This window comes from Embleya sp. NPDC050493 (assembly GCF_044458105.1).
Taxonomy (GTDB): Bacteria; Actinomycetota; Actinomycetes; order Streptomycetales; family Streptomycetaceae; genus Embleya.
Genome location: NZ_JBITHP010000004.1, coordinates 300,916 through 307,149, shown reverse-complemented (window position 1 = coordinate 307,149; position 6,234 = coordinate 300,916). Strand labels below are relative to the sequence as shown.

Genomic DNA, 6,234 nt, shown 5'->3' with positions numbered 1-6,234 from the left:
AACTCCGCCCCCACCCCCCCCACCCACCCCCACACCCCCGCCCCCCCCCCGCACACCCTGACCTCCCCCCCCCCCGCCCCCCACCCCCGCCCGGGACGGGAGGGGGGTCGCGGCCGTCACCGAGGAACGCGGGCACAGCCGGACGGCCATGCGGGTGGAGGTCGCTCGCCTCGCGCGTGCGGTGAGGGCCGGTGCCGCTAGGTTGGAAAGCCGTTGCTGCCGAACGAAAGCGGTTTCCGGTGGATGTCGCCCGCGCCATGGCCCATGACCCGCACGGCGTCTTCGCCCGAATGCGCGAGGCCGGACCCGTACACGCGATCGTCGCGCCCGACGGCAGCCCCGCGTGGTTGGTCACCAGGTACGCGGATGTGCAGGCGGCACTGGGCGACCCGCGGTTCTCGCTGGACAAGAGGCATGCCAAGCCCGGCGGTTACAAGGGCTTCGAACTCCCGCCCGCCCTGGACGCCAACCTGCTCAACATGGATCCGCCCGACCACACCCGCCTGCGCCGCCTCGCCGGCCAGGCCTTCACCCCACGGCACACCGCCGACCTGCGTCCACGCCTCGAACGCACCGTCGAGTCCCTGGCCGACGACCTCGCCGGCCGCGAACGGGTCGACCTGGTCAAGGATTTCGCGTCGCCCTTCGCGGTCGGCGTGATCTGCGAACTGCTCGGCGTCCCGGCCGAGTCCCGGTCCGACTTCCGCACCTGGACCAACGCCGTGCTGGGCGCGGACGCCACCCGCGAGGGCATCCGCTCGACGGTGCGCGAGATGTACGCGTTCTTCGTCGCGCTGCTCGCCGCCAAGCGCGCCGACCCCGGACCCGACCTGCTGTCCGCACTGATCGCCGCCCGGGACGCCGACGACCGGCTGAGCGAGGACGAACTGACCTCGCTCGCCTTCCTGTTGCTCTTCGCAGGCTACGAGAACTCGGCCAACCTGATGGCCGGGGCCCTGTACGCGACGATCGAGGACCAGGCGTTGCGCGACGCGCTGCGCGACGATCCGGCGGGGGTTCCGGCGTTGGTCGAGGAGGTGGCCCGGCACATGTCGCCGGCCCTGCTCGCGATCCGCCGTTTTCCGCTCCAGGACATCGAACTCGGCGGTGTCACGATCCCCGCCGGCGACACGGTCTTCCTGTCCATCGCCTCGGCCAACCGCGACCCGCGCCGCTACGCCCGCCCGGACCGGATCCAGCCGGACCGCCCCGATGCGGCCCGCCACCTGAGCTTCGGCCAGGGCATCCACTACTGCATCGGCGCACCGCTGGCCCGGCTGGAGGCGGAACTCGCGGTCCGCACCGTCCTGACCCGCTTCCCGAAGGCCCGCCGTCACGCACCGATCTCCTGGCAGCCGTCGGTGCGAGTCCGCGGCCTGAGCACCCTGCCGGTCGAACTCGGCGACTGACCGAGGCGCCCCGGAAGCGGTGCGCTCCGGATCGATATGGCCCGAATTCCCCGAATCGCTTCGGTCCTCCCGGCCCCTGGGACCGGGGAACTGTCACAACTTTGTGAGAACCCTGTGAGGCGGCCGGTTTTCCGGTGACGTCCCGACCGAAAAGCAGGACAGTGGAGGCAGCACGACAGGGGACCGGCGGCGCGACCTCCCGACCGTCGAAGGGTGGCGTGCGATGGATGGGGAGTCGGAGCAGATGTCTGTTCGTCAAGCGGTTTCCACGCACGTGCACGAGCACCGCGTAGCCGACCGAGGGGCCCACGACCGGGCGCTCGTGCGTACCGGAAACGACCGGCCGTCGGGCGTGCGCTGGTGGACCCGGCGCACCACGCAGGCCGCCGCGATGGGCGGGCTGATGATCGTGGCCTTGGCCGTCGGACCTTCGCTCGGCATCCTGCCGTCGCTGTCCGCGCGGGTCGACGGAGTCAGCCGGATCACCAACGTGGTCCACGACTCGGACACGCCGGTCCACAAGCGCTGACCGCGCGGCGCATCCGCGCCCGGCGGCCGGACTCCGTCGTGTCGTATCCGACGGTGAGTCCGGCCGCCGTTCGTCGGGGTTCCCGGGCCCCCGTCACAGCGTCACCGACTCGATCACCCGACGCAGGCCGATCTCCAGGATCTGCGGGTCGTCCCAGTCGCGCGTGACGTGGTCGAACAGCACACCCTGAAGCATCGCGAGCATGATGTGCCCGTCCAGGCGCGCGTTCGTGGACCCCAGTGCCAGTGCGACCAGTTCGGCGAAGCCGCGAAACTCGGCCTGGCAGCGGATCAGCGCCTCGCGCACCAACGGCTCGCGTGCGCCCGCGAGTTCCAACTCCAGGCGCGCCAGTTGCACTTCGCGGGTCGCGTCCCACCAGGAGCGGGTGAACCGGGCGAGTTGCGCATAGTCGACCGCGATCGGCCGGACGGCCGTCATCCGCAGCAGCTCGTGCGTGACCTCGCCGGCGTACGCCCTGTCCAGCGTGGCCATTCGCTCGATCACCGCCAGGATCAGCTGATCCCGGGTCTTGAAGTAGTACGTGACCGAGCCGTTGGGCAGCCCCGCCTCCTCCTGTACCGCCCGGTGGGTCAGCCCGCGCAGGCCATGGGTGGCAAGCACCCGGATCGACGCGTCCAGCATCAGCGTGCGCCGATCCACCTTCCCGGAGCCGGCGCCCGAACCGGCCGCCTCGGACGTGGCAGGCGCGGCGGGCGTGGCGGGAGATACGGCTGTTGCGGGTGCGACCGAGGTCGGGGGCGGGGTCGCGGCGGGGGTTTCGGGCGTGCTGTCGGGATCGTTGACGTGCGGCATGTGTCCATTATCCCCAAGCTTGACGCTCGTAGAAATATTCTCTACAACTATAGAACTTACTTCTACGAACGTAGGAACATCCGATGGCTTCCTCAGGGATACCCGCCACCGAGTCCACGATCGGGGCCCGTTCCAACCCGTCCGACGCACCCGGTACACCCGACGCGGTCGCCGCCGGATCCGCCGGCCGCCCGGTGAACCCGAAACTCGTCCTGCTGCTCGTGTGCGTCGCGCAGTTCGTACTGCTCGTCGACGACACGATCGTCAACGTCGCACTGCCCACCATCGGCGACGATCTCGACTTCAGCGAGAGTTCGCTGTCCTGGGTGACCAACGCGTACTTCCTGACCTTCGGCGGCTTCCTGCTGATCGGTGGCGGGTTGGCCGATCTGCTGGGCCGACGCCGCCTGTTCGGTATCAGCCTGGTGCTGTTCGTACTGGCCTCCGCCGTGTGCGGGATCGCCCCCGACTCCGGTGTGTTGGTCGGCGCGCGGGCCGCGCAGGGCATCGCCGGCGCGCTGCTCTCCCCCGCCGCGCTGGCCATCCTGCTGGCGACCTTCCGCGAACCGGCCGAGCGGGCCCGCGCGCTCGGCACGTGGGCCGCGCTCACCGGACTCGGCGCAGCCACCGGGCTGTTGCTCGGCGGTGCGCTCGTCGAGTGGACGCACTGGCGCTGGATCTTCCTGATCAACCTGCCCATCGGCGCGCTCACCCTGCTCGCGCTGCCCCGGGTGATCGGACCGGACGACCGTGAAGCGGTGCGTCGGGTACCGGACTTCGCCGGTGCGGCGATCGGGACGGCAGCCGTTCTGACCCTGGTGTACACCGTCGTGGAGACCCCCACCCATCCATGGGGCTCGACCCGGACCCTGCTCGGCCTGACCATCGCGGCGGTGCTCGCGCTCGGTTTCACGCTGCGCCAGCGCTCGGCGGCCGAGCCGCTGCTGCCGCGCGCGCTGTTGCGGATGCGGCACCTGGTACTCGCGGACGTGCTGGTCCTGGTCGCGGCCGGCGGCCTGTTCGCGATGTTCTTCTTCCTGACCCTGTACATGCAGCGCATCCAGGGGTGGTCGCCGATGGACACCGGCCTGGCGTTCCTGCCGTTCAGCGTCGGCATGGGCCTGGGCGCGGCGGTGTCCACCAAACTGATCGCGAACCGTGGGCCGTTGCTACCGGTCAGCGTGGGCCCGGCGATCGCTGCGGGCGGCATGTGGCTGATGAGTCGTCTGGACGAGCACAGTTCGTACACCGGGCACCTGCTGCCCGCCCTGGTGGTCACGGGTCTGGGCCTGGGCGTGGCGTTCGTCGCGATCATCCACACGGCGACCGGCGGCGCGGGCGAGGGCGAAGGCGGCGTCGCCTCGGCCATGGTGACGACCTGTCAGCAGATCGGCGCGGCGATCGGCATCGCGGTCCTGGTCACGATCGCGACGAACCACACCAGGGACCGGATGGCCTCCGGCATCCTCGAACGGCAGGCCACGGTGGACGGATTCAGCCGAGCCTTCGAGATCCAGGCGGGCCTGATGGGCGTGGCCGCCCTGCTCGGCATCGTGGTCGGCGTGGCCACCGAACGACACCACGCCGGGCGCAAGTAGGTCACGTGGATCCGGTCGGAGACGAATCCTCGTCCCGGCCCCGGTGGCACCCGGATCCGGTCGTAGGGCGGTCGGGGGTACGTCCGTCGGCGCCGAATCGGGCTCGCTGCACATACCCGGCTCGGCGCCGACTCGGGCACGGTACGCGGCCCTTACGCGTCGCCGCCTGGGGCGGGTTCGCCGAGGTGGCGGCGCCGGTACGACCGGGTCACGATCGCCAGAAGCGGCGCCCACAACACCAGCGGCAGATACAGCACGCCGACCAGGTCGGCGCCGGATTCGGTCATGTCGTCGTGCGGGACGAGCCACCAGAACGCGAACTGGGCCCACAACAGCACCAGAACCGCCACTGCGGTGTAGGCGACCCGGGTGACGAGTATCGGATTCATCGTTCGCCCGCCCACGAACGGGACCCAGCGCGGCGGACGTTCGCCCCACGGGCGGACCAGCCCGAGCGTGAGCAGGGCGGCCAGTTCGGTGCTCAGGCTGAGAAAGATCACCCAAGGCGCGCCCCATCCGGCCATGTGCATGTTCGCGTAGCCCTCGTCGGTGTATCCGCCGTGATGGCCGAACACGAGCGCGAACCGCCAGATCGCCGACGGCAACGGGGTCAGCGCCGCCGCGTGCGCGGCCAGGATCACCCGACGCGAAGCGGGTGGCACGACGGGGGCGGGTGGGGACGACGACGAAGCGGTGGTCCCCCGTGGCGTGATCATGTACGGATTCTGGCAGCCGGCGTCGGCGCGGTACGTCCGCGGGCGGGCGGGGGTTCGGGTCGGTCGCGGGGATGAGCACGAGCGCGGGCGTACCGACGAGGTCGGATCGGGGCCGGCCGGGTGCGGTCCGGGCCCGCTCTCGGCCGGCTCTCGACCTGGTCGGGGTCTGGGCTGGGGCTGGTCGAGGTTCGGTCGGCGTCCGGTCGGGATTCGGTCGGGTGATCGTCTGCCGGGTTCGGCGCGGCTTCGGCGCGGAGCGGAACGGCGCTGCCGGCGGGGTCCGGCGTCGGGTGTGCCCGGGTCGGGCACACCGGTCGGCCGAACCGGTGAACTCCGGCGGAGTCGTGCGTGTCCTCGCAAACGCGCTCCCGGACATGTGCAAGACACTCGGCATGGACACCACCTCTGCCACGTCGCGCCGTACGTTGCTGATGGGCGCCGCCGCCACCCTCGGTCTTCTCGCCACCGCCACCCCGTCCGCCCGCGCCGCCGACCGACAGCCCACCCCCCGCCCCGCCTTCGTCCAGGAGCCGGTATGCGAGGTCAAGGCCGGACCGCAGCGCATCGCGGTGACCTTCGACGACGGACCCGATCCCGAGTACACCCCGCAGGTGCTGCGCATGTTGCGGAGGTTCCGGGTGCGCGCGACGTTCTGCGTCGTGGGCACGGCAGTCGAGCGCCACCCCCGGCTGCTCCGCACGATCCACGACGAGGGCCACGCGATCGCCGGCCACTCGTGGTCGCACCCCGACCTGCAACAACTCTCGCCGACCGGCGTCGCGGAGGAGGTGGAACGCAACCTGACCGCGATCCACCGCGTCCTGCCGGACCTTCGGGTCGGCTGGTTCCGCGCACCGTACGGGCGCTGGTCGCCCGAGGTGATGGGGGCGCTGAGCGCGAACGGCCTACGCCCACTGGGCTGGTCGGTCGATCCCGTCGACTGGTCGCAGCCCGGCACGGACGTGATCGTCGAGCGCGTCCTGGCCGCGACCACGACCGGCTCGATCATCCTCAATCACGACGCGGGCGGCGATCGCTCCCAAACCGTCGCCGCCCTCGAACAATGGCTCCCTCACCTCCTGGCCGCCGGCTACCGCTTCGTCCAACCCACCTGACCCCCACCCCGCACCGTCGGCCGGCCGTGACGGCGGGCCGACGGCGCGGGCGGG

6 protein-coding genes are annotated in these 6,234 nt (G+C 71.3%); 4 read left to right on the top strand and 2 right to left on the bottom strand.

The features are described from left to right. The first annotated feature begins 257 nt into the window (after positions 1-257). Both ACIBM5_RS11430 and ACIBM5_RS11425 read left to right on the top strand, forming a co-directional pair. The gene (locus ACIBM5_RS11430) at positions 258-1,409 is read left to right on the top strand and encodes a cytochrome P450 (RefSeq protein WP_396006615.1); all 1,152 of its coding nucleotides are present in this window, start codon (positions 258-260) and stop codon (positions 1,407-1,409) included. 244 nt (positions 1,410-1,653) lie between these two features. Further along, positions 1,654-1,938, top strand: a complete 285-nt coding sequence (locus ACIBM5_RS11425) for a hypothetical protein (protein WP_396006614.1) — start codon at positions 1,654-1,656, stop codon at positions 1,936-1,938. 93 nt (positions 1,939-2,031) lie between these two features. Here the strand turns inward: ACIBM5_RS11425 and ACIBM5_RS11420 are convergent, their stop codons facing one another. Further along, entirely contained in the window at positions 2,032-2,751 is a 720-nt protein-coding gene (locus ACIBM5_RS11420) for a TetR/AcrR family transcriptional regulator (protein ID WP_396006613.1), read from the bottom strand. Positions 2,752-2,834: 83 nt separating this feature from the next. Between ACIBM5_RS11420 and ACIBM5_RS11415 the strand changes: the two genes are divergently transcribed. Continuing rightward, on the top strand, positions 2,835-4,349 hold the full coding sequence (locus ACIBM5_RS11415; protein ID WP_396006612.1) for an MFS transporter: 1,515 nt from the start codon (positions 2,835-2,837) through the stop codon (positions 4,347-4,349). 152 nt (positions 4,350-4,501) lie between these two features. On the opposite strand, the gene ACIBM5_RS11410 is transcribed toward ACIBM5_RS11415, so the two are convergent. Beyond that, the gene (locus ACIBM5_RS11410) at positions 4,502-5,065 is read right to left on the bottom strand and encodes a hypothetical protein (protein WP_396006611.1); all 564 of its coding nucleotides are present in this window, start codon (positions 5,063-5,065) and stop codon (positions 4,502-4,504) included. Between the two features lie 392 nt (positions 5,066-5,457). Between ACIBM5_RS11410 and ACIBM5_RS11405 the strand changes: the two genes are divergently transcribed. Next, positions 5,458-6,180, top strand: a complete 723-nt coding sequence (locus ACIBM5_RS11405; protein WP_396006610.1) for a polysaccharide deacetylase family protein — start codon at positions 5,458-5,460, stop codon at positions 6,178-6,180. Positions 6,181-6,234 lie beyond the last annotated feature (54 nt).